This window comes from Liquorilactobacillus sicerae, from assembly GCF_029916425.1.
GTDB classification, from domain to species: Bacteria; Bacillota; Bacilli; order Lactobacillales; family Lactobacillaceae; genus Liquorilactobacillus; species Liquorilactobacillus sicerae.
Window position 1 is genome coordinate 47,335 of the sequence record NZ_JAHAVQ010000004.1, and the last position, 21,840, is coordinate 69,174.

General features: G+C 39.7%; 20 protein-coding genes and 1 tRNA gene. 19 read left to right on the forward strand and 2 right to left on the reverse strand.

Annotated elements, in window-relative coordinates; genetic code table 11:
- Genes purS through purD form a run of 8 tightly spaced genes read left to right on the forward strand, consistent with a single transcriptional unit; the run spans position 1 to position 9,049 of the window.
- A complete protein-coding gene (gene purS / locus KH893_RS03615) occupies positions 1-249 on the forward strand; it encodes a phosphoribosylformylglycinamidine synthase subunit PurS (RefSeq protein WP_281164781.1) in 249 nt (82 codons plus the stop codon).
- On the forward strand, positions 246-926 hold the full coding sequence (purQ, locus tag KH893_RS03620) for a phosphoribosylformylglycinamidine synthase subunit PurQ (RefSeq protein ID WP_281164782.1): 681 nt from the start codon (positions 246-248) through the stop codon (positions 924-926). The genes purS and purQ overlap by 4 nt, the downstream gene beginning before the upstream one ends.
- Positions 926-3,148 carry a phosphoribosylformylglycinamidine synthase subunit PurL gene (gene purL / locus KH893_RS03625; protein WP_281164783.1) on the forward strand — a complete coding sequence of 741 codons (2,223 nt, stop codon included), beginning with the start codon at positions 926-928 and terminating at the stop codon, positions 3,146-3,148. The genes purQ and purL overlap by 1 nt, the downstream gene beginning before the upstream one ends.
- A complete protein-coding gene (gene purF, locus KH893_RS03630) occupies positions 3,124-4,584 on the forward strand; it encodes an amidophosphoribosyltransferase (protein ID WP_281164784.1) in 1,461 nt (486 codons plus the stop codon). The genes purL and purF overlap by 25 nt, the downstream gene beginning before the upstream one ends.
- Positions 4,585-5,628 carry a phosphoribosylformylglycinamidine cyclo-ligase gene (purM, locus tag KH893_RS03635; RefSeq protein ID WP_281164785.1) on the forward strand — a complete coding sequence of 348 codons (1,044 nt, stop codon included), beginning with the start codon at positions 4,585-4,587 and terminating at the stop codon, positions 5,626-5,628.
- Between the two features lie 3 nt (positions 5,629-5,631).
- On the forward strand, positions 5,632-6,237 hold the full coding sequence (gene purN, locus KH893_RS03640; protein ID WP_281164786.1) for a phosphoribosylglycinamide formyltransferase: 606 nt from the start codon (positions 5,632-5,634) through the stop codon (positions 6,235-6,237).
- Complete coding sequence (gene purH / locus KH893_RS03645) at positions 6,218-7,759, forward strand: bifunctional phosphoribosylaminoimidazolecarboxamide formyltransferase/IMP cyclohydrolase (RefSeq protein WP_281164787.1); 1,542 nt, start codon at positions 6,218-6,220, stop codon at positions 7,757-7,759. The genes purN and purH overlap by 20 nt, the downstream gene beginning before the upstream one ends.
- 18 nt (positions 7,760-7,777) lie before the next feature.
- Complete coding sequence (purD, locus tag KH893_RS03650) at positions 7,778-9,049, forward strand: phosphoribosylamine--glycine ligase (RefSeq protein WP_281164788.1); 1,272 nt, start codon at positions 7,778-7,780, stop codon at positions 9,047-9,049.
- A gap of 179 nt (positions 9,050-9,228) precedes the next feature.
- Here the strand turns inward: purD and KH893_RS03655 are convergent, their stop codons facing one another.
- Positions 9,229-10,413, reverse strand: coding sequence for an aminotransferase-like domain-containing protein (locus KH893_RS03655; protein WP_281164789.1), 1,185 nt, complete (start codon positions 10,411-10,413; stop codon positions 9,229-9,231).
- Positions 10,414-10,534: 121 nt separating this feature from the next.
- Here KH893_RS03655 and KH893_RS03660 point away from each other — a divergent pair, with 121 nt between their 5' ends.
- The 11 genes from KH893_RS03660 to KH893_RS03710 all read left to right on the forward strand — a co-directional run bounded on the left by KH893_RS03660 (position 10,535) and on the right by KH893_RS03710 (position 20,644).
- Positions 10,535-11,422, forward strand: a complete 888-nt coding sequence (locus tag KH893_RS03660; protein ID WP_281164790.1) for a LysR family transcriptional regulator — start codon at positions 10,535-10,537, stop codon at positions 11,420-11,422.
- Between the two features lie 161 nt (positions 11,423-11,583).
- Entirely contained in the window at positions 11,584-12,978 is a 1,395-nt protein-coding gene (locus tag KH893_RS03665; protein WP_281164791.1) for an MATE family efflux transporter, read from the forward strand.
- 62 nt (positions 12,979-13,040) lie between these two features.
- A complete protein-coding gene (locus KH893_RS03670) occupies positions 13,041-13,247 on the forward strand; it encodes a DUF2187 domain-containing protein (RefSeq protein ID WP_281164792.1) in 207 nt (68 codons plus the stop codon).
- A 47-nt stretch (positions 13,248-13,294) separates the two neighbouring features.
- A tRNA-Gly gene (locus tag KH893_RS03675) sits at positions 13,295-13,365 on the forward strand.
- Positions 13,366-13,594: 229 nt separating this feature from the next.
- Positions 13,595-15,298: an arginine--tRNA ligase gene (gene argS / locus KH893_RS03680; protein ID WP_281164793.1), complete on the forward strand. Its 1,704-nt coding sequence runs from the start codon at positions 13,595-13,597 to the stop codon at positions 15,296-15,298.
- A 140-nt stretch (positions 15,299-15,438) separates the two neighbouring features.
- Positions 15,439-16,194: a cyclic nucleotide-binding domain-containing protein gene (locus KH893_RS03685; protein ID WP_281164794.1), complete on the forward strand. Its 756-nt coding sequence runs from the start codon at positions 15,439-15,441 to the stop codon at positions 16,192-16,194.
- A gap of 78 nt (positions 16,195-16,272) precedes the next feature.
- Positions 16,273-16,734: an arginine repressor gene (locus KH893_RS03690; RefSeq protein WP_281164795.1), complete on the forward strand. Its 462-nt coding sequence runs from the start codon at positions 16,273-16,275 to the stop codon at positions 16,732-16,734.
- Between the two features lie 23 nt (positions 16,735-16,757).
- Positions 16,758-18,890, forward strand: coding sequence for a PBP1A family penicillin-binding protein (locus KH893_RS03695; protein WP_427859761.1), 2,133 nt, complete (start codon positions 16,758-16,760; stop codon positions 18,888-18,890).
- Between the two features lie 79 nt (positions 18,891-18,969).
- Complete coding sequence (locus KH893_RS03700) at positions 18,970-19,308, forward strand: YlbF family regulator (protein WP_281164796.1); 339 nt, start codon at positions 18,970-18,972, stop codon at positions 19,306-19,308.
- 39 nt (positions 19,309-19,347) lie between these two features.
- Positions 19,348-20,346: a 3'-5' exoribonuclease YhaM family protein gene (locus KH893_RS03705; protein ID WP_281164797.1), complete on the forward strand. Its 999-nt coding sequence runs from the start codon at positions 19,348-19,350 to the stop codon at positions 20,344-20,346.
- A 148-nt stretch (positions 20,347-20,494) separates the two neighbouring features.
- Positions 20,495-20,644: a hypothetical protein gene (locus KH893_RS03710; RefSeq protein WP_281164798.1), complete on the forward strand. Its 150-nt coding sequence runs from the start codon at positions 20,495-20,497 to the stop codon at positions 20,642-20,644.
- A gap of 202 nt (positions 20,645-20,846) precedes the next feature.
- Here the strand turns inward: KH893_RS03710 and KH893_RS03715 are convergent, their stop codons facing one another.
- A complete protein-coding gene (locus tag KH893_RS03715; RefSeq protein ID WP_281164799.1) occupies positions 20,847-21,731 on the reverse strand; it encodes a peptidylprolyl isomerase PrsA in 885 nt (294 codons plus the stop codon).
- Between the last annotated feature and the right edge of the window lie 109 nt (positions 21,732-21,840).

Sequence of the window (21,840 nt, forward strand, 5' to 3'; positions counted from 1 at the left end):
ATGAAAAAAGTGCGAATCTATGTAACCTATAAACCATCAGTTTTTGATCCTCAAGGTGAAACGATCACTTCCGCTGTTCAAAGTTTGGGATATCCGCAAATTAAAAAAATTGGGGTTGGAAAATTTTTTGATGTTCAATTAGATGATTCGACTGATCTTGAACAGACAATTTCGGAAGTAGCTGAAAAACTGCTGGTCAATTTTAATTTAGAGACTTATCGTTATCAAGTATTGGAGGAACAGAAATGAAAGTCGCTGTTGTTGTTTTTCCGGGATCAAACTGTGACATCGATCTTTATGAAGCTTTAACATCAGTTTGTCAGGCACAAGCAGAGTATGTTTCTTATCAACAGGATAATTTATCTGGTTTTGATGCTGTCATGCTGCCAGGAGGGTTCTCTTATGGGGATTATTTACGTTGCGGGGCGATTGCTCGCTTCAGCAAGATTATGCCAGCCATTAAAGCTTTTGCAGATGACGGGAAACCGGTTTTTGGCACCTGCAATGGTTTTCAAATTTTAACAGAAGCCGGTTTGCTGCCAGGAGCTCTGAAAAAAAATGATTCGCTGAAATTTGTGTGTAAAACAGTTGATTTGAGAGTTGAGAACAATCAGACAATTTTTACGAGACTATATCAACAAGCTGAACAAATCAAGCTACCAATCGCTCATGCAGAAGGCAGCTATTATGCCGATCAAGCTACGTTAGCTGAGCTTGAAGCTAATCATCAGGTAGTTTTCCGCTATGTTGGCGAGAATCCCAATGGCAGTTTGCACGATATTGCCGGGATTACTAATCGTCGAGGCAATGTTCTAGGCATGATGCCGCATCCAGAACGTGCAGTTGAAGCGTTACTGGGGAATACTGATGGTTTAAGATTGTTTAAATCATTATTATCTGGGAATTTGAAGGAGGCAATCAATTAATGGCAGCAGAAATGACTCCTGAAGAGATCAAAAGCAAAAAGCCTTATTTAGATTGGGGATTAAGTGAAAAAGAATATGATTATATTTGCCAAAAGTTATTAAGACGTTTGCCAAATTACACGGAAACGGGTTTGTTTGCGGTGATGTGGAGTGAACATTGCTCTTATAAAATGTCCAAGCCGCTTTTGCGAAAGTTTCCTAATCAAGGTGCAAGAGTTTTGCAAGGTCCTGGAGAAGGAGCCGGTATTTTAGATATTGGCGATGATCAAGCGGTTGTTTTTAAGGCTGAAAGTCATAATCACCCCTCAGCCGTTGAACCATATCAAGGAGCGGCGACCGGAGTTGGAGGGATTATTCGGGATATCTTCAGTATGGGTGCTCGTCCCATTGCGCTGCTTGATTCTTTGCACTTTGGTGAAATCAATCGTCCAAGGACAAAATATTTGATTAATGAAGTAGTTGCTGGTATCGGTGGTTACGGTAACTGTATGGGAATTCCAACGGTTGGCGGTGAAATTACTTTTGATTCATGTTATACCGGTAATCCATTGGTCAATGCTATGTGTGTTGGTTTGATGGATCAAAAAGATATGCAAAAAGGACGGGCACAAGGAATTGGTAATGCTGTCATCTATGTAGGTGCTAAAACTGGACGCGACGGAATCCATGGTGCAACTTTTGCGTCAGCTGATTTTGCCGATGAGAAGGAAACACAGCGCTCGGCAGTTCAAGTTGGCGATCCATTTATGGAAAAATTGCTAATGGAAGCCTGTTTAGAGTTGACTCATCAACATCAAGATTGGTTAGTTGGAATTCAAGATATGGGTGCAGCCGGCTTAGTTTCATCAAGCTGCGAAATGGCGTCTAAAGCTCAAAGCGGAATGGAGCTACAATTAGATTTGGTTCCGCAGCGTGAACCAAATATGTCAGCTTATGAGATTATGCTAAGTGAATCACAAGAAAGAATGCTGCTGTGTGTCAAGGCTGGGTTTGAAGAAGAAGTTAAACAATTATTCAAGGGTTATGGCCTTGAAGCAGTAGTTATTGGCCGCGTAACTAGCGGTCATCAATATATTCTGCATCAGCATGGTCAAAAAGTAACTGATATACCAGTCAGCTCTTTGACTGATGATGTGCTGGAAGAACAGGTTCCTGAAAAACAGCCCAAGCGGATTCAAGCTACGCAGAATCAAACAAAACGGTTGCCACAGTTTGATGTTGAACAAGTTTTCTATCAAATGCTGCGCCAGTCGACAATTGCTTCCAAGAAAATGTTTACCCAAACTTATGATTCGCAAGTTAGGACCAATACAGTTGTTGGGCCGGGTAGTGATGCTGCAGTTTTGCGAATCAGAAGAACTAAAAAGGGATTGGCGATGACCACCGACGGTAATGGTCGCTTTGTTTATTTAGATCCAGAAATTGGCGGGAAGCTGGCGGTTTTAGAAGCAGCGGCCAATTTAGTGGCCAGTGGGGCTGAACCTATAGGCATTACTGATTGTCTGAATTATGGCGATCCGCATGATCCTGAAGTCTATTGGGAATTACATCATTCGATTCAAGGAATGGCGGCAGCTTGCCGAGCGTTAAAGATTCCAGTAATTTCTGGCAATGTTTCGTTATATAATGAAAACAATCATCAGGCTATTTATCCAACACCAATGGTCGGGATGGTTGGGTTGATTCCGGATCTTCAGCATCAGACAACAATTTCTTTAAAGAATGTTGGTGATCAGGTCTATTTAGTTGGCGCAACTAAGGATGATTATGCTGGCAGCGAGTTACAAAAATTACTGACTGGGTCAATCAGTGGCAAATTACCAGGCTTTGATTTAGACTCAGTCACAGTTTTGTTGAAAAAACTGTTGACTGCTGTTCAAAAGGGCCTGACTGCTAGTGTTCATGACTTAAGTGAAGGCGGACTGGCAGTAGCTGTGGCTGAAAGTGCTTTTAAGACCAAATTTGGTTTGCAGCTTGAAGTGGGTTTGTCAGACCAACAGTTATTTAGTGAAACTCCAGGCAGATTTTTAGTAACTGTTCCAGCCGGCCAAACGGCTGAATTTATCGATTTATTGCAAACCGATGCTCAACTGATTGGTCAAGTTACTGCCCAAAAAACACTTGAGTTGAAGACTTTAACTAGTTGTTATCAACTTGATCTTTTAAAGGCCGAAAAATTATGGGAGGAAGCAATACCATGCCTTATGAAATCAAAGGATTAAACGAAGAATGCGGAGTATTTGGTGTTTTTGGAACTCCCGAGGCAAGCCGGATGACTTATTTTGGTTTGCATAGTCTGCAGCATCGTGGTCAAGAAGGAGCAGGAATTGTTTCTTGTAATGGTCAAAATTTGTTGCAGTTCCGAAATCGTGGTTTATTGTCAGAAGTTTTTGCCAATCGAGAGGATTTAGATCGTCTCGTTGGGACAACGGCAATTGGTCACGTTCGTTATGGCACCAGCGGCAATAATACTTTAGCTAATGTTCAGCCGTTTTTATTCCATTTTCATGATGGTGACGTGGCCTTGGCCCATAACGGCAATTTGACCAATGCTAGTTCATTAAAAAAACAACTTGAAGACGAAGGAGCAATTTTTCAGTCAACTTCCGATACAGAAATTTTGATTCATTTGATTCGGAAAAATCAACAACTGAATTTTATTGATGCTTTGAAAAAAAGCTTGAATCAAGTTCATGGTGGTTTTGCTTTTCTACTTTTGCGGCGGGATTGCTTGATTGCGGCCCTTGACCCCAATGGCTTTCGACCGCTGTCAATCGGTCAGCTCGATAACGGTGCTTACGTCGTTGCTAGTGAAACCTGTGCCTTTGACATGATTGGTGCTAAATTTGTTCGGGATGTTTTGCCAGGCGAATTGATCATTATTGATCGTGATGGCTTGCATATTGATCATTATACGGACCAGACTCAATTATCGATTTGTTCAATGGAATATATTTATTTTTCCCGTCCAGATTCAATTATCCATGGGGTTACGGTTCATAATGCTCGCAAGAAAATGGGCCGTTTGTTAGCTCGTCAGGCACCGGTACCGGCTGATGTTGATATGGTAATCGGGGTTCCAAATTCTTCGCTTTCAGCAGCCAGTGGTTATGCTGAGGAAAGCAATCTGCCATATGAAATGGGACTGATCAAAAATCAGTATATTGCACGAACTTTTATTCAACCAACACAAGAGCTGCGGGAACGTGGCGTAAAAATGAAACTTTCTGCTGTTCGTGGTGTCGTCGAGGGTAAAAAAGTTGCAATTATTGATGATTCAATCGTGCGTGGAACAACTAGCAAACAAATCGTCCGGTTGTTAAAAGAAGCTGGTGCCAAAGAAGTCCATATGCGAATCGCCTCACCACCGTTGCGCTTCCCTTGCTTTTACGGCATCGATATCTCAACGCGTTCTGAATTAATGGCTGCAAATTATACTGTTCCGGAAATGTGCTCAATTATTGGCGCCGATTCGTTAGAATTTTTGTCAATTGCTAATCTGATTAAAGCAATTTCGGTGCCAGATGCGGGTGATGCTCCCAATGGTGGTTTGTGTGTAGCTTATTTTGATGGTAAATATCCAACACCGCTTTATGACTATGAAGCCGGCTATTTAAAATCGTTGCAAAAACAAAAAGCACGGGAGGTCGTTCATTAAATGGATCGTTATCAACAGGCTGGAGTTAACGTCGAGGCTGGATATGAACTGGTTAAACGGATCAAACAGGATGTGGCTTCAACCGCACGACCGGGTGTTCTCGGCCAACTTGGAAGTTTCGGCGGGCTATTTGATCTTTCTGCTTTGAAAATTAAAGATCCAATTTTAGTTTCTGGAACAGATGGTGTCGGCACAAAATTGCTGATTGCGCAAGAAGCTGATCAGCATCAAACGATCGGCGTTGATTGTGTTGCCATGTGTGTGAATGATGTTTTAGCTCAAGGTGCACAGCCATTGTTTTTCTTAGATTATATTGCAACTGGCCATAATCAACCTGAAAAGTTAGCAGCAATCGTTAAAGGCGTGGCGGCGGGCTGTCGGCAAGCTAAAACAGCTTTAATTGGCGGTGAGACAGCTGAAATGCCAGATATGTATGCTCCTGATGAATATGATTTGGCTGGCTTTGCTGTCGGAATTGCAGCCAAGGATCAGCTTTTGACCGCTCAGTTACCGCAAGCTGGAAATGTTTTACTGGGCTTGCCTTCAAGTGGTTTGCATTCTAATGGTTATTCATTAGTTCGGCAGATTTTATTTAAAGATCATCATTTAGCTTTGAATGATCGACCGGCTGAGTTGAATGGTCAAAGTTTAGCACAGGTTTTATTGACTCCGACGCGAATTTATGTTCAAGCTGTTAGGCCACTGCTAGAGCAAAATCTGGTTAAAGGGATCAGCCATATTACAGGCGGCGGTTTTTATGAAAATTTGCCGCGGATGTTTAATGATCAGCTGCAGGCAGTGATTAATCCTGATAGCTGGCCGCGGCTGCCGATTTTCTCCTATTTGCAAAAGTTAGGTCAATTAACTGAAACGGATGCATTTAAAACCTTTAATTCGGGAATTGGCATGGTTTTAGCAATTTCAGCTGAACAGGTCAAGAAAGTTCAACAGCAGCTGAAAGCCAATGGTGAAAAAAGTTATTTGATTGGTAAATTGCGGCAGCGACCGGCAAATCAGGCAAAGATAGTAATTAAGCGAGGCTAAACAATGAAAGTAGCAATTTTTGCTTCTGGCAACGGCACTAATTTTGAAGTGCTGGCCAAGAAGTTTTTAAAGCATGAGATTCCAGGTCAACTGGTACTTTTGTTTTGTGATCATCCACAGGCAAAAGTAATTGAACGTGCTAAACGTTTGGGAGTCGCTTGGAAATCATTGACTGTCAAAGAATGTGGCAGTAAAGCTGAATATGAGAAAAAGGTTTATCGGCTGCTCATTGAAAAAGAGATTGATTTTATTATTCTTGCGGGTTATCTGCGAGTTGTCGGTGGTCCAATTTTGGCAAATTATGAAGGTCGGATTGTTAATTTACACCCAGCTTATTTGCCTGAGTATCCAGGCTTGCATTCGATTGAGCGGGCATTTGCTGATCAGCGAAAACAAACTGGAGTGACAGTTCATTACATTGATGCAGGACTTGACTCAGGGCCAATCATCGCGCAAGAACATGTCCCAATTTTACCGAATGATACTGAAGCAAGCCTTGAGCAGCGAGTTCATGACTGCGAACACCGGCTGTATCCGGCAGTCATTAAACAGGTTTTAACGAAATTAGTGAAAAAGGAGCAGACAAAAAATGAGAAGAGCGGTAGTTAGTGTTTCGGATAAAGCAAATCTAGTTCCGTTTGTCAAGAAATTAATCGAGCATCAATTTGAAATTGTTTCAACTGGTGGTACGCGAAAGGCTTTAGCTGAAGCGGGTATTAAAACAACCTCAGTAGAAGATGTGACTGGTTTTCCAGAAATCCTTGATGGACGTGTCAAGACCTTGAATCCCTTTATCCATGGTGGTTTGTTAGGGCGGCGTGAATTGCCAGAACATGAGCGGGTAATGAAGAAACTTGGCATTCATCCAATTGATTTAGTTTGTGTCAATTTGTATCCTTTTAAAGAAACAATCATGAAATCAGGGGTAACTTTAGCTGAAGCAATTGAAAATATTGATATTGGTGGTCCAAGTATGCTGCGCAGTGCGGCCAAAAACTATCAAGATGTCACTGTCGTCGTGGATACGGCTGATTATCAGTTGATTATGGACCAATTAGATCAAAATGATCAAGTTGAATTAACAACGCGGGCTAAACTGGCAGCTAAAGCATTTCGGCATACGGCGGCATATGACTCGTTGATTGCTGGATATTTATCAAAGCAGGCTGGAATTGAAGCACCAGAGAAGCTGTCACTAACCTATGAGCTGGAAGAAACCATGCGTTATGGGGAAAACAGTCATCAAAAAGCCTGGTTTTACAAAGATGCTTTGCCAGTTAAAAAATATTCAATTACCAATGCCAAACAATTGCATGGCAAGAAACTTTCATATAATAATATCAAAGATGCAGATGCAGCGCTTCGTTTAGCTCGCGAATTCGTGCAACCAACTGTTGTGGCCTTAAAACATATGAGCCCTTGTGGAGTCGGACAAGGTAAGACTTTGGAAGAAGCCTGGGATCGAGCTTATGCTGCTGATCCAATTTCGATATTTGGTGGTGTAATCGTTCTAAACCGACCTGTTGATTTAGCAACCGCGGCAAAGATGCATAAATTATTTTTGGAGATCATCATTGCACCAGACTTCGACGAAGATGCCTACCAAGTATTGGCTAAGAAGAAAAATGTTCGGTTGCTGCAGCTTGATTTTACAGCCAAGGATGAGCCGGCTGAAAAAGAAGCTGTTTCCGTTATGGGTGGTTTACTGGTGCAAGAACAGGATGTATTAGCAGAGGATCCAGCTGATTGGCAGGTCGTAACTAAACAGGCGCCGACTAAAGACCAATTGGCTAATCTATTTTTTGCTTGGAAAACGGTCAAGCACACTAAGAGCAATGCAATTGTCGTTGCTAATAGTCAGCGGACTTTAGGAATTGGAGCTGGTCAGCCAAACCGGATCGATTCAACTAAGATTGCAATCAAACATGCTGCTGACCAAATTGATGATCAGACAGTAATGGCCAGTGATGCTTTTTTCCCGATGGACGATTGCGTTCAATATGCTGCTGAACACGGAGTCAAGGCAATTGTTCAGCCGGGTGGCAGCATTCGTGATCAGGATTCCATTGATATGGCTGATAAGTATGGAATTGCGATGGTCACAACTGGCATTCGTCATTTTAGACATTGATTTAGGAGGTGCAAAATAATGGCTTCAAATTTGCGGATTTTAGTCATTGGTTCTGGTGGCCGCGAACACGCGATCGCTCGCAAACTACTGGCAAGTCCCTCAGTTAGCGAGGTTTATTGTGCACCGGGGAATCCAGGAATGGTTGCAACTGGGATCAAACTAGTTCCTTTGGGTGAGTTAGATTTTGATCAGCTGATTGAGTTTGCCAAAAAGCAAAGCATCAGCTGGACGTTTGTTGGGCCAGAGGATGCTTTGGTGGCGGGAATTGTTGATCGGTTTCAAGCTGCTGGTTTAAAAATCTTCGGACCAACTGCGCAAGCTGCTCAGCTTGAGGGCTCAAAAAAGTTTGCTTTAGAGTTTATGCAAAAATATCAGATTCCAACCGCCCGTTACCAGGCTTATGCTGATGAACAGTCAGCTTTGGCTGGTTTAAGCAATTTTGAACTGCCAATCGTAATCAAAGCTGATGGATTGGCAGCTGGCAAGGGTGTCACGATCGCTCAGGATCAATTGACAGCTCAACAAGCTATTAAGCAAGTTTTTGAGGAGCGCAAGCAACAGGTGGTTTTGGAAGAATTCTTAGTTGGGGATGAGTATTCATTATTTGTTGTCGTTGGTCAAACTGATTATCGAATTTTGCCAATGGCTCAGGATCATAAAAGAGTGGCAGATCATGATCACGGTCCAAATACCGGCGGAATGGGTGCGTACAGCCCCTTACCGCAGTTATCAGCCGAGCTGTATCAGCAAATGCTGACGGAAGTTGTTAAACCGACTGTTCATGGCTTGCGGCAGGCAGGGTTCAATTATCATGGGGTTTTGTATATTGGCTTGATTGCAACCAAAACCGGACCAAAAGTTATTGAATACAATGTCAGACTTGGGGACCCGGAGACCCAAGTCGTCTTGCCTAGAATTGCCAGTAATTTTGCAGAATTAATTGATGCTTGTGTCCAAGATCAGCCCCTGCCACCGGTTGCTGTTGCAGATTTTGCTGCCGTAGCAGTTGTGATTGCCGCTCAAGGTTATCCGCAATCTCCACAAGCAGGTCACAAGCTGCCAATATTAGCAGAAAATAGTAAAATCAAAATTGATTATGCTAATGTTGCTGGTCAAGCACCAGGCAACCTAACTGCAAATGGCGGCCGCTTAGCTGCGGTAATTGCGAGTCAGCCTGATTTATTAACAGCTCAAAAGGCAGCATATGATTATTTAAATTCTCTAAATTTGACAGGGTGCTTTTATCGACATGATATTGGTCAAAAAGCGACTGGAAAAAGTTTTACTTAAGTTGTCAAAATGGTTGTTTTTAATTTATAAAGGGAGCTTGAAACAAAAGTTAATTTGCTTCAAGCTCCCTTTGAGATTTATTAGAAAAAACTATTTGATTAATTAAAATCTGGTTTTAGACTTATTTTTTTAGTTATCCTTTTTTATTGTTATCTGACGTGTTAAGATATGGTTTGTGTTTAAACGATCGATGGTTGCAAAGCCTGTTGAATTGCCTGCCCCAGTTCTTGACAACCCTGTTTGATTTGCTGAGTTGTTGCTCCAGTAAAGTTCAACCGCAAATGATTTGACTGATGTGAAACAACAAAGAGGTCTTTACCTGGCAAAAAAGTGACACCTTTACTCAGTTTGAGTAAATTTTGGGCATCGAGTTCCGCTGGAAGCGTCACCCAGACAAAAAAGCCGCCCGCTGGTTTGGAAAAAGTACAATTTTTCGGTAAATTTTCGGCTAAGCCTGTCAACATAGCTTGCAGTTTGGTTCGATAGGTTTTTCGAAGCTGGCGAATATGGGCTTCAAGGTCATTGTCATTTAGGTATTGATCGATGGCCTCCAAAACAACATTGGAAGACTGGCAGTCAAAAGAAAGCCGTAAAGTTGAAAGAGGTGCAATGATTTTAGGATCAGCTAATAGCCAGCCACAGCGCAGGGCAGGAGATAGAATTTTTGAAAAACTATTAACCATCACCACGTTGCCTGTTTGATCGAAAGCTTTGATTGGTGGCAAGCTTTGACCTTGATAGCGTAATTCGCGATAAGGGTCGTCTTCGATCACTAAAGCATCATAAGTACTGGCTAGTTTTGCCAAACGTTTTCTTTTTGCGATTGACATGCAATAACCAGTCGGATTTTGAAAATTAGGAATAACATAAATTAATTTGATTTGCTGTTGCTGCAATTGATTTTCCAAAAAATCGAGATCCATTCCATCAGGCTGCATTGGAATTTCATAATAGGTTGGTTGATATTCATTGAAAGCTTCGACTGCTCCAATGTAGGTTGGCCCTTCAACGGCGAGTCCATCGTGTTTATCAAGAAATAGGCTGGCTAATAATTTGATTGCTTCTTGCCCGCCTTGGGTCAACATAATTTGATCAGGTTCAGCCTCAACACCTAATTTTTGAACGTAATGCTTGATTTTTATTCGTAAGGCAGGGGTGCCTAAAACGGATTGATATTGGAAGAGATCAGCAGAAGCAAGCATGATTCTTTTTTGAAAAGCTTTTTCTAGTTCATTTTTAGGGAAAAGAGCAGGATCTGGATACCCGCCGGAAAATGAAATTGAGTTAGGACGATCACTCAAGGAGAACAAAGCAGCTAAACTTGAAGTTCCTTGGTGATGACGATATGAAATATTTGGTATCATAATTAGATCCTCCTTGACAATATTTGTGCTTGCTAATAGTGTAAACTAGATTTATTATTAAGTAAAATTCATTTTGTTCAATTTAAAGTGAAATTAATTCAACAAAGGAAGGTAAGCTTTAATGTCAACTTTTGCGTATGAAGTTTTTAGTGAAGTAGCGAAGCAGGAAACTTTTTTGGCTGCTGCCAGTCAATTAAATGTAACCCCTTCTGCTATTAGCCATTCAATCACTAATTTGGAAAAAGAACTTGGTTTTTCACTTTTTATTCGCAATCGAACGGGAGTTAAATTAACCCAAGATGGTGAAAAAATCTTACCAGTTATCCAAGATATTTTAAATGATGAGGCTAAATTAGCCGAAGAAGCTGCACGAATCAACGGTTTAAATCAAGGACGGATTCGAATTGGAGCGTTCAGTAGCGTTTGCATTAATTGGCTGCCGGATATTATTCGCAGTTTTAAGAAAAGTTTTCCGGAAATCGAATTGTCGGTTACGCAAGGAAATTTTAATGCCGTTGCTGAACAAGTTCGCATTGGTACGATTGATATTGGCTTTAGTGCTTTGCCAATTAAAGAAAAGTTGGAAGTTATTCCTTTACATCGTGATCCAATTTATTGCGTAACACCAGAAAGCTTCAAGCCGCAAGCCGGAGAGATTGTCACCGCTGATGATATTGAAGGCCGAAATTTTATTTTGCAACAGATTGATTATGATCGAGACACCAAAAAAGCTTTAGATACTTATCAAGTGTCTTTAAATTCAATTCATTATAGTATTGATGATGCTTCAATCATTGCGATGGTTGAAAGTGGTTTGGGATTAGGAATTTTACCTGAACTGGCCTTGCAGAAGCTTTCCGGCAATGTCAATTATTATCCCTTTAAGGAACATTTTTACCGGACGATTTGTTTGGTTACGCACTCTGAGGCCAAACAAACGCCTTCAACTAAAGCTTTTGTCAGAGCAATTCAAGACTACTTAGCCAGTCGTTACGGCGAGAAATGGTAGTTAACATTTCAAAGGGAAATCTAGCTGAAGTTTGCATAATTAATTTCTGATGACAACTTAAAAAAAATTCAAGAATAGTATTGCAATTAATAAATTTTGTGCTATGATTTAAAAACATGATTTTGATGAAGTGTTTTTGCTTGAATTACAGGAGGATTATATTGAAAGAACTAACTAAGGGCAGCCCAATCAAGCTGATCATCCTTTTTACTTTGCCGTTAGTCATTGGTAACTTTTTTCAGCAGCTGTACAGTATTTCAGATACTTTGATCGTTGGACAAACACTGGGAGTTAAGGCGCTGGCAGCAGTTGGCTCGACAGGCAGTATCCAATTTTTGATTATTGGTTTCGCTCAAGGCCTGACCGCCGGATTATCAATTTTAACGGCTCAGTATTTTGGAGCACATGATTATCAACAAGTCCGTCAAAGCTTTGCAACAAGTATCGTAATTTGTGCGGTGGTAACAGTTTTCTTAACAGCTGTCAGTTTGACATTTATTCATTTGATCCTCCAACTGATGCAGACACCAGCAGACATTGAAAAAAATGCCCAGACTTTTATTTCCATAATTTTTGCGGGTATTTTTGCTTCAATGGCATTTAATTTATTATCAAATGTTATTCGGGCTCTGGGTGATAGCCGGACGCCCCTTTATTTTTTGATTATCGCGGCTGTTGTAAATGTTATTTTGGAACTGATTTTTATTTTAATTTTTAAAATGGGAGTTAGTGGTGCAGGATTTGCCACCGTTATCGCTCAGTTCCTATCAGTTTTGTTATGTATAGGATATATTATTCGCCATATTCCCTTATTGCAGGTGCATAAGCAAGATTTTCAAGCAATTACTTGGAAAAAAATAGCTCATCATCTTTATATTGGTTTGCCAATGGCTTTTCAGGCTTCAATTATTGCGATTGGTTCGATCATGATTCAATCAGCAATCAATGGTTTAGGTACAACAGCTGTTGCAGCGACAACGGCGGCCAGCAAAATTGACCAAATTGCTACTTTACCGATGATGTCGTTAGGAATTGGCATGGCAACTTTTACTGCTCAAAATTATGGGGCAAAATTATATGATCGGATTCTTTTAGGGGTCAAGCAGTGTTTGCTGGTTTCCGTTATTTTCAGCCTTTTTGGCGGAGTTTTGGTGATTTCCTTTGGTAAAGCGATGGTAACGCTCTTCGTCGGCAAAGCAGCTAAAGAGGTCTTGAATCTGGCGCAAGTTTATTTTAACGTCAATGGGTCTGCATATTTTATCCTAGCGATTTTGTTTATCTTGCGTTATACTTTGCAGGGCTTGGGACAAAGTGTTGTGCCAACTCTTGCTGGAATGGCTGAATTAGCAATGCGCTGTGTGGCGGCTTTAGTTTTAGCCAATTCTTTGGGTTATATGGGAGCTTGCTTTGCCAATCCATTAGCTTGGTTAGGTTCATGCTTAGTTTTAGGAATTTCTTATTTTCAAGCCATCAAAATGCTCAAGCACAAGAGCCGGCAAGCCCAGCATTTGGCAGGAGTACAAACAGCCAAAAAAGTTGCCTGTTTGAATGAGTGAATTTCTTGAGAATTATGTTTAAAAAGTGTAAATTGATAAAGAATAATTGAAAAGGTGATCAAATGGATAGTGAGTTTAAAATCGGACAAAAAGTGAAATGTAAAAAATTCGGCAGCCTAAATCATGACTTTGTCGGCAGCATTGAAAAAATTTATGAAAATTCAGCTCTAGTCAAAATTTTGGAGCATGACCAAGAGGATGAAGTGGCCGTTAATGATTTCCATAAGCGGGCGATCGTTCGCTTAAAAAGTATGAAGCAAATCAAATAAAAGTTGCTGACAGTGAAAGTATTTTATGCTATACTAGAAGCTGTCTTGCGGGTGTAGTTTAGTGGTAAAACACCAGCTTCCCAAGCTAGCGTCGCGAGTTCGATTCTCGTCACCCGCTTAAGATCGCAAAAGAGAAGTAGGCTGTTTTTAAGTTGAAGCGAATCTGGAATGGTGGAAGCCGGGTACTGTGGACAGTTGAAGCGTGCTTTTGTGGGCAATTGATATAAATTTATAAGTGGATCGTTAATGATCAACTAGAGTGGTACCGCGGGGAATCTCGTCTCTTACATTTATTAATGTAAGAGTTTTTTTTATCACAAATATTTTAATTTTAAGGAGTGAAGATTATGGATTTTAAAGTACAAGTCGTTCAAAGTCTTCAGCAGGTCTTACCAATTGAGATCGCATCAGAAAAGCTTAATAGTTTATTGGAAATTCCTAAATCAAGCAAATTAGGGGATTTGGCTTTTCCAACCTTTATCTTAGCCAGAGAAATGCATCAGTCACCAGTTAAAATTGCTGCTGATTTGGCTGAAAAAATCGATGCAACACAATTTGAAAAAGTCCAGGCTGTTGGCCCGTATCTAAATTTCTTTTTAGATAAGCAAAAATTCAGTCAACAGATTTTAGAGACTATTTTGGCTCAGCAGTCTAAGTTTGGTCAGCAAGATTTGGGTCAAGGCGGCAATGTTCCGATCGATATGTCTTCACCGAATATTGCCAAGCCAATGTCAATGGGACATTTACGTTCAACAGTGATCGGCAATTCATTAGCTGAACTGTTGAAAAAAGTCAATTATCAGCCAATTAAGATCAACCATTTGGGTGATTGGGGAACTCAGTTTGGTAAGCTGATTACCGCCTACAAGCTTTGGGGATCAGAAGAAGACGTAAAAAAGGATCCAATCAACAAATTACTGCAGTATTATGTTCGTTTTCATCAAGTAGATGTCGAGCATCCTGAATTAGATGATCAAGCACGTGAATGGTTTAAAAAATTGGAAGACGGAGATTCAGAAGCCATGGGACTTTGGAAATGGTTTCGCGAAATTTCCTTGCAGACTTTCATGAAAATTTATAATCGGCTGGGAGTTGAGTTTGACTCATATAATGGGGAAGCCTTTTATAATGATAAAATGGCAGAAATTGTTGAAATCTTGGCGGACAAGGGTTTGTTGCATGAAAGTCGCGGTGCTCAGATTGTGGATTTGAGCAAGTATCATTTAAATCCGGCTTTGATCAAAAAGACTGACGGAGCGACTTTATATATCACGCGGGATTTGGCTGCTGCTGTTTACCGCAAACGGACCTACCACTTTGTGCAATCACTTTATGTCGTTGGTAGCGAACAAACTAATCATTTTAAACAGTTGAAAGCTGTTTTACACGAAATGGGTGCCGATTGGTCCGACCAGATTCATCATATTCCGTTTGGGTTGATTACTTCAGGTGGCCATAAGCTGTCAACGCGGGCTGGGCGAGTAATTCTGTTGGAAAAGGTGCTTGATGACGCAGTGGCTTTAGCTCAAAAACAAATTGAGCAAAAAAATCCTGGCTTAAAGGACAAGACTGAAGTTGCTGAAGCTGTTGGGGTTGGAGCAGTTGTCTTTCATGATCTGAAAAGCAATCGAATGGATAGTTTTGATTTTAATCTGGAAGAAGTTGTTCGTTTTGAAGGTGAAACTGGTCCGTACGTGCAATATACTCATGCCAGAGCAGAAAGTATTCTGCGTAAATCCGGTAAAGATCTTGGAAAGTTGACCGGTCAGTTACAGTTGTCCAGCCAGGTAAGTCCAGACACCTGGGAGATCGTTAAAAAATTGGCAGATTTCCCGTCAATGATTGGACGGGCGGTTGCTGAATATGAACCTTCAGTCATTGCTAAGTACGCACTACACTTGGCTAAAGCGTTCAATCAATATTATGCTCACCACCGGGTCTTAAATGAAGATGCCGGTCTAAATGGTCGTTTAGCTTTGGTCGATGCTGTGGCAATCGTTTTGAAAGAAGCTTTGCGTCTTTTGGGTGTTAAAGCACCAGATGAGATGTAACAATTAAAAATAATTTGAAAGTCGTGTTACTATTAGACACGGCTTTTTGAATAAAAAAATTAAACCCTATATTTCCTTCCCCTAAGTTTTTTGATATAATTATTTGTGTAATAAATTATTTTTAAAAAGTGGGGAAAGTTATGAAAAGAGATGACAAACATCATTTAATCTCAAAGCTAAAGTTTTTTCCGTGGCTGGATAATAGTCTGCAGAAAAGTTTGCTAATTCGTGGTCGGGTTAAAGATTTCAAGAAGAATCAGAATTTAAGTCTCGATTTTAGACTTGATGAATACCTTTTAATAATTCTGCAGGGTGCGGCTGTTCTTTCTAAGTCAACTCAAAATGATTGTGGAGCTAAAATTTTTTTAACGAAGGATTATTTGTATTCGGCAGTTGACCTAGAGTTAAGCCGGACAACTTTCGTTAAAACTGATAGCGGTTTCTATGAGCTGGAAAATTGGGATGAAAGTCGGCTGTTATTTACCGAGATTTTGGGAAAATGTAATGGCTTGGCTTTGCTGATACCGATAGATATTTTAAAAAAGATGATTTCAAACAATGAAAAAATTAGCTTCTTTTTATCTTTTAAAAATAAAATTTTACTAGAAAATATCTATAGACAGCAAATAATTTCGACAGCAATTAGACCAAGTGACCGGGTTATTAAGCAGCTTTTATTTTGGGGGGAGAAGTTTTGTCCAAAAGCTGAAAATGGGGATCGAGTCTTACCAAAATGGATCACGGTTCATGATCTGGCTGTTAGTGCTTCAACAACCGATCGAACAGTTAGGAGAATTTTCAGTGAATTAGCTAGTCGAAACTTAGTTATCCGAGTCGGGTATAAGGAAAAAAGACTAAAAGAACAGTTGTTTATCGAATATAAAGATTTTAATTAGATTGCTCGGCGGTTTTAACACCGCTGTTTTTTTTGCTATAATTAAAAAAACAACGAGATAAAAGATGAAGGGGTTCAAATGAAAAAGGAAATCAGACAAGCAGCAATTGAACAGTTGATCAGTCAAGAAGAAATCGCCAATCAAGAGGAGCTGATGATTGCTTTAGAAAAGCAAGGCATTAAGGCAACTCAAGCAACGATTTCGCGTGATATTCGTGAACTACGGATCGTTAAAGAACAATCATCCAATGGCAAACAACACTATGTTATCTTTAAAGAAGACCCGGTTTCAGAAAAGCAGCAACTCTATGCTAATATCAATGAAATGGTGACGGGGATCACGCAAATTCAATTCTTGAATGTCGTTAAGACACTGCCTCATAACGCGAACGTCTTATCGGCAATCATTGATGATCTGGACTTGTCCCAGATCGTCGGTACATTGGCAGGTTACGATACGATCGTCATCTTCAGCCAAACAACCGAGCAAGCAGCTAAAATAAATCAGATTTTCAAAGAGCATTTACAGTCACAGGATTGATCTGATCAGTAAGGATTGATAGTTTGAAAACAAATTTTAATTTAGTGTGGGAAAAAATTAAACAAGGTTTAAAAAATTGGCGACGGGCATTTGCCAAGCAGTTGAAGCAGATTTGGCATCGCTATTGTCTGACGCGTTGGTTGATTATTTGCTTTTTAGGTTTCTTTTTGCTGATTAGTACGTATTTAGTATTTGTTGCCAAAACTGCCAAAGTTGATGATTTAAAAGCTCGCCTGGAACGCTCAACAGAAATTTATGATTACAACGATCAAAAGGCTGGTTATTTGTATTCGCAAAAAGGAACGTGGAAGTCTTTAAGTCAGATCTCGGTCAATTTGCAAAATGCGGTAATTTCGACCGAGGACCGGAACTTCTACCATGAATATGGTTTTTCGTTCAAAGGAATCGCCCGCGCAGGGTTGTTATATCTTCGTAATCAGCTGACTGGCCGAAATTATATTAGTGGCGGTGGTAGTACTTTAACTCAGCAATTAGTTAAAAATGCATTTTTATCTCAAGAACAGACTTTTTCTCGCAAGGCCAAAGAGATTTTTATTGCTATGCAGGTGGAAAACGAATATTCTAAAAAAGAAATTTTGACGATGTATTTGAATAATGCCTATTTTGGACATGGTGTTTGGGGAGCGGAAGATGCAGCTTTAAAATATTTTGGCGTGCATGCCAGTCAATTGACCGTTCCGGAAGCGGCAACACTAGCCGGGATGCTGACTAGTCCTAATGGCTATAATCCGATTGATCATCCACATGCCTCTAAAGAGCGGCGTAACCTGGTTTTGAATTTAATGGTTGAAAATAAGAAGTTGACGGCTTCACAAGCTAAAAGTTACCAGCAAACCTCAATGACGACCAAGGATCGCTACCACTACCAGTCTGGTTATAAGTATCCGTATTATTTTGATGCCGTGATCAATGAAGCCATTACCAAGTATGGCTTGACTGAATCAGAAATTATGAATGGTGGGTATAAGATTTATACTTCCCTAAACCAGAATTATCAGACTGATTTGCAGAATGCTTTTGCCGATTCGACATTGTTCCCATATAATGCTAGCGATGGGACTAAAGCTCAAGGAGCATCAGTAGCGATTAATCCGAAAACTGGCGGAGTGGTAGCCTTGATTGGCGGCCGCGAGGGTTCACATGTTTTTCGAGGTTACAATCGGGCAACTCAGTTGATTCGTTCGCCTGGGTCAACGATCAAACCGATTTCTGTTTATGCGCCAGCTTTAGCGGCTGGGTATCATTATGATTCTTATTTGGAAGATAAGCTTCAATCTTATGGTACCAATAAATATACGCCACATAATTATGATAATGAATATGCGGGCAAAATCAGGATGTATTTGGCTTTAGCTGACAGCAAAAATGCCGCGACGGTCTGGTTATTGAACAAAATTGGCGTCGATCGTGGGTATCAAATGGCCAAAAAATTTGGTTTAAATGTTACTTCAAGTGATGACAATCTAAGTTTAGCCTTGGGAGGACTGAAAAAGGGTGAATCGCCATATCAAATGGCAAGTGCCTATGCAACATTTGCTAATAATGGCGTAAAAAAATCACCACATCTGATTACCAAAATTGTTGATGCGACTGGAAAAGTGATCGTTAATAATCAAAAGGTTTCCTCTAAGCGAATCATTAGTAAAAGTCAAGCCCAGGAAATGACCAGCATGATGATGGATGTTTATAATCTTGGGACAGGAGTTAACGCAAAACCAAGTGGTTATACGATTGCTGGCAAGACTGGTACAACTCAAAGTTCCCTGGGGTCGACTTCTGATCGTGATCATTGGTATATTGGCTATACTCCAGACATTGTCTTAGCAACTTGGGTTGGTTTTGATTCTAGCAAATATTCCTTAACCAATGAAGGAACGCGTGGTGGGTCAGCATTGTTTAAGGAACAAATGCAGGCGATTTTGCCACAAACTGCTGGAACAAAATTTACAGTTAAGAGTGCATCAGTCCGCCTGAACAGCGCGACTTCATCGAGCAACAATTTGTGGGAAACGATTGAAAATGCTGGCAGCAATTTAAAAGATAAATTTTCAAAATCAACTTCAGGTTTAGGCGAAAAAGCCAGCAGTTTGTTTGAACAAGGAAAACAAAAATTTCAAGACATTTTTGGAAAGTAGGTAATTAACGAAAAAAAATGACTGATTCATGTTACACTGATTAAAGTACGATGATCAACTTAATATTGGAGGAGAAACCATGGTAAATATTTACGATACAGCTAATCAACTGGAAGAAGATCTGCAACAAACGAGTGAGTTCTTAGCTCTCAAAGGCGCCTATGCCAAAATTAAACTGGATCCGCTGGCTTTAGCAATGTTTAAAAAATTTCAGCAAAAGCAAATCGAGTTTCAAAAGAAACAAGCTAATGGGACTTTAAAAGATGAAGACATCAATCAGTTAAAAGATCTAGGTGAAAGAGTCCAAAAAAATCCTTTGATTGTCGACTTGATGCAAAAAGAACAAGGGCTGGCTCATTTGCTAGATGAAATTAGTCAAATTATGTTTAAACCAGTTGATGAACTTTATCATGATTAATTAAAATATTTTGTTAAACCCAATTAGGGAGGAATCAGCTTGAGTTCCAAAAAAATTTACGACTATCAAGTTAACGAAGGTCTTGAATTATTTGTCCTGATCAAGGCTGCTGATGTGCGGGTGGCTAAAAATGGTAAAAAATTCATTTCTTTTACCTTTACTGATCGTTCGGGAGAAATCAGTGCTAAATTTTGGGATGCTTCAGAGCATGAAATTGCTGAATTTCAGCCAGGTAAAGTGGTTTTGCTGAAAGGAAAGCGCGAGATTTATCAAGGAAATCCGCAAATTAAAATTTTGCATTTAAGATTGGCAACTGAATTAGAACCGAATAATAGCAGTTTATATTTAAGACAGGCGCCGATCGCGACTGAAAAGATGGAAAGCCAGATCAACCAAACAGTTTTTGAAATCGTTAATCCAAATTGGAATCGGATAGTACGCTATTTGTTGAATAAAAATCATGCTGCTTTTTTTAAGTATCCTGCTGCTAAAAAAAATCATCATGCATTTGCCGGTGGTTTAGCTTATCATACTTTATCAATGCTGAGGTTGGCTCATGCAGTTGCCGATCAATATCCGGTGATTAATGCTTCGCTGTTGTATGCAGGAGTGATTTTGCATGACATGGGTAAAACAGTTGAACTTTCTGGACCGACAGCGACTGCCTATACTTTAGCTGGGAATTTGATTGGCCATATTGTTTTGATTGATGAGCAGATCGTTGAAGCTTGTCATCAGTTGCAGATCTCGGAAAATCAAGAGGATGTTTTACTGCTCAGGCATCTGATTTTGTCGCATCATGGTTTGCTTGAATATGGTTCACCAATTCGTCCGCATATCTTAGAGGCTGAGGTTTTACATCAAATTGATCAGCTGGATGCCTCAATTCAAATGTTGAGCGGGGTTTTGGATCATACTGAACCTGGTAAGTTTTCTGAAAAGATTTTTGGAATGGATGGTCGCAATTTCTATCGTCCAAGTGAAGATTTGAAGGATACGTTACGTCAAGAAAATAAATTTCAAAAAAACGGTGACTAATGTTAGTCACCGTTTTTGGGGTCAATACCTTCTGATATTGGTGGAACATAAAATCCAATATCAGTTTTTTTATTTTATATGTTAAAGGACATATGGTATCCGGTGATACGATTTAAGTATCTAAACCCAATCAAAAGAAGTAGAAACCATGTCCCAGTTAGATTCTATCGCACGCTTACTCCAAATAAAAGATCCAAATATCAATCCTTTAAAGTTGAAGATCTTAGAGCTGTTAGTTTTGGCGTTGGTTATTTTTAAGATGATTCATGCTGGCCTTAGCGTTGCCATCACAGATTAAAAATGGGACAACTTTGACCAAGTTCCATTTGATGACACTCAATACCAATAGCGGGATCTACCGTAAAAGCCAAGAACTTAAACATTTTTGTTATGGATTCAAAAAGCTGGCTTACTTTTTATATCAGAATTCTTTTGCAAAATAAAGAAGCCCTCCATTCGAAGGACTTCATAGTTCCACCAATACGATTTAACCGAGACCCTTAATTGCTTGAAGAACTTGAGCTTGAAGATAAGTAACTAGAAAGAATATTCTTCAAGTCATCATCCTTAATTGAAACATTTCCACCTTTTAAGACTTTTGAGATAACACTTTGCAAAACAGTTGAATCATTCATATCATCACTGATAATCTGTTTTTTAAGTTCTGCAATGTGATCTGACATCTTGCCCTTAGCCGGCCGTTTGATTGATTTAATGACATGATAGCCATAGCTTGTTTTAACAGGTGTTTTTGTATATTCACCTTGTTTCAAGTTGAAGGCTGCCTTCTTGAAGCTTGAAGCAAGAGAAGTATTGGTATTATCAAAAGCTGATAATTTGCCACCTTTATTCTTAGTTGAACTATCAGTAGAATATTTTTTAGCTAATTTGCTGAAACTTGCTCCATTGTTTAATTGAGTAATAATTTTTTCGGCGGTTGCCTTCTTAGAAACTAAAATATGAGCAACTGTTGTTTTGGGTTGATATTCTTTCCATTGCTTTTTCAGTTTCTTATTGGTAATTTTTACGTGATCCTTAACAGCTTCTTTTAGTAACAGGCTTGAACGAATGGACTTCTTAAAACTCGACTTAGTCATACTGTTTTGTGAGAGAAGTGAAGAAAATGATGATCCATATTCCTTCTTATAAGTATTATAAGTATTATTAACTTTCTTTTGAGAAACCTTGTCTCCATAATCTTTTTCTAAGACCTTATCCAGAATCATTTGTTCCAAGATCTGTTTACCAGAAGAAGTTTTCTTCATGCTATCATAATATGCACTCTCAGTAATTTTACCGCCGGAAGTAGTAGCGACGGTTTTGGAACATGCTCCCAGAGACAGTGTTAGTATGACCCCGGCTGCTGCAAGTAACCATTTTTTCATTATCTAAAACACATCCAATCTAAAGTATTCAGTTAATAACTAACGTTTATAACTATAACACAAGCAGTGAACCAAGACAGTTAAAATAGTAAAATTTACAAAAAATTTC

What these genes read in the sequence shown, in the direction of transcription:
- purS (WP_281164781.1), top strand. Translation starts at nt 1, where the DNA reads ATGAAAAAAGTGCGAATCTATGTAACCTATAAACCATCAGTTTTTGAT.
- purQ (WP_281164782.1), top strand. Translation starts at nt 246, where the DNA reads ATGAAAGTCGCTGTTGTTGTTTTTCCGGGATCAAACTGTGACATCGAT.
- purL (WP_281164783.1), top strand. Translation starts at nt 926, where the DNA reads ATGGCAGCAGAAATGACTCCTGAAGAGATCAAAAGCAAAAAGCCTTAT.
- purF (WP_281164784.1), top strand. Translation starts at nt 3,124, where the DNA reads ATGCCTTATGAAATCAAAGGATTAAACGAAGAATGCGGAGTATTTGGT.
- purM (WP_281164785.1), top strand. Translation starts at nt 4,585, where the DNA reads ATGGATCGTTATCAACAGGCTGGAGTTAACGTCGAGGCTGGATATGAA.
- purN (WP_281164786.1), top strand. Translation starts at nt 5,632, where the DNA reads ATGAAAGTAGCAATTTTTGCTTCTGGCAACGGCACTAATTTTGAAGTG.
- purH (WP_281164787.1), top strand. Translation starts at nt 6,218, where the DNA reads ATGAGAAGAGCGGTAGTTAGTGTTTCGGATAAAGCAAATCTAGTTCCG.
- purD (WP_281164788.1), top strand. Translation starts at nt 7,778, where the DNA reads ATGGCTTCAAATTTGCGGATTTTAGTCATTGGTTCTGGTGGCCGCGAA.
- KH893_RS03655 (WP_281164789.1), bottom strand. Translation starts at nt 10,413, where the DNA reads ATGATACCAAATATTTCATATCGTCATCACCAAGGAACTTCAAGTTTA.
- KH893_RS03660 (WP_281164790.1), top strand. Translation starts at nt 10,535, where the DNA reads ATGTCAACTTTTGCGTATGAAGTTTTTAGTGAAGTAGCGAAGCAGGAA.
- KH893_RS03670 (WP_281164792.1), top strand. Translation starts at nt 13,041, where the DNA reads ATGGATAGTGAGTTTAAAATCGGACAAAAAGTGAAATGTAAAAAATTC.
- argS (WP_281164793.1), top strand. Translation starts at nt 13,595, where the DNA reads ATGGATTTTAAAGTACAAGTCGTTCAAAGTCTTCAGCAGGTCTTACCA.
- KH893_RS03685 (WP_281164794.1), top strand. Translation starts at nt 15,439, where the DNA reads ATGAAAAGAGATGACAAACATCATTTAATCTCAAAGCTAAAGTTTTTT.
- KH893_RS03690 (WP_281164795.1), top strand. Translation starts at nt 16,273, where the DNA reads ATGAAAAAGGAAATCAGACAAGCAGCAATTGAACAGTTGATCAGTCAA.
- KH893_RS03700 (WP_281164796.1), top strand. Translation starts at nt 18,970, where the DNA reads ATGGTAAATATTTACGATACAGCTAATCAACTGGAAGAAGATCTGCAA.
- KH893_RS03710 (WP_281164798.1), top strand. Translation starts at nt 20,495, where the DNA reads ATGTCCCAGTTAGATTCTATCGCACGCTTACTCCAAATAAAAGATCCA.
- KH893_RS03715 (WP_281164799.1), bottom strand. Translation starts at nt 21,731, where the DNA reads ATGAAAAAATGGTTACTTGCAGCAGCCGGGGTCATACTAACACTGTCT.